The organism is Clostridium sp. AM25-23AC (assembly GCF_003435125.1).
Lineage (GTDB): Bacteria > Bacillota > Clostridia > Lachnospirales > Lachnospiraceae > Pilosibacter > Pilosibacter fragilis.
This window is the reverse complement of record NZ_QWGI01000069.1, coordinates 1-294: the sequence shown is the minus strand read 5'-3', so window position 1 is coordinate 294 and position 294 is coordinate 1. Positions and strand designations below refer to the sequence as shown.

Here is a 294-nt window from a genome sequence, read left to right as displayed (position 1 = left end):
AAGCAGTATGGATTTTCTACCGCCTGCAAAAACAGAGCGATCCGCTCCTCCCGGGGGAGAGAGGTGTCAAAGGCCATACCGCTCACATCCGGCAGGGACTCGGGAGCCACTGCGCCGATGTCAATGCTTTTCATTTGTTCCAGTTCCTTTGTCGTTAATCTCACGGTAAAACCTCCTTATCAAAAATAGGATACGCCTCCCGCATATCGTGGGGAAACGCCAGAGGGCAGCACCCAAGCGATGCTGCCCTCTGGCCTCACTCCATGTAAGTATAAAATAGAGAACGCCGCTCCC

The 294-nt window shown here is 53.4% G+C and carries 1 protein-coding gene; it reads right to left on the bottom strand.

Going from position 1 to position 294, the window contains the following annotated elements; genetic code table 11:
• Positions 1-77: DUF6870 family protein (locus tag DW677_RS19245; protein ID WP_347473206.1), on the bottom strand; the 77-nt coding region annotated here is incomplete at its 3' end.
• Positions 78-294 lie beyond the last annotated feature (217 nt).